This window comes from Pseudomonas sp. SIMBA_041, assembly GCF_046535095.1.
Classification (GTDB): domain Bacteria; phylum Pseudomonadota; class Gammaproteobacteria; order Pseudomonadales; family Pseudomonadaceae; genus Aquipseudomonas; species Aquipseudomonas mucoides.
In genome coordinates, this window is sequence record NZ_JAWRXJ010000229.1 from 1 (window position 1) to 277 (window position 277).

Consider the following 277-nt stretch of genomic DNA (forward strand, 5'->3'; position numbering starts at 1 on the left):
GTCAGAGTCGCGGTATCGCCAACTGCGTATTACTTGCTAAACGTAGTGACGTTGAGCAAGTGGCTAAAAACCGTGATCTAACGTTGCCTGAAGGGTTAGAGATCATCGACCCAGACAACCTAGATATGAGTAAATATATCGCTGCTGTCGTAGAGCGTCGTAAAGGCAAAACCACTGCAGAAGTCGCTGCTGAGTACCTAAAAGACACGGTCTATCTAGGTACTATCATGCTTCAACTAGACGAAGTAGATGGTCTGGTCTCAGGTGCGATTCATAC

Annotated in this window: 1 protein-coding gene; it reads left to right on the top strand. The window is 46.6% G+C overall.

Going from position 1 to position 277, the window contains the following annotated elements; genetic code table 11:
• On the top strand, positions 1–277 hold a 277-nt coding region (locus tag SB725_RS30970), incomplete at both ends, for a phosphate acyltransferase (protein ID WP_410923208.1).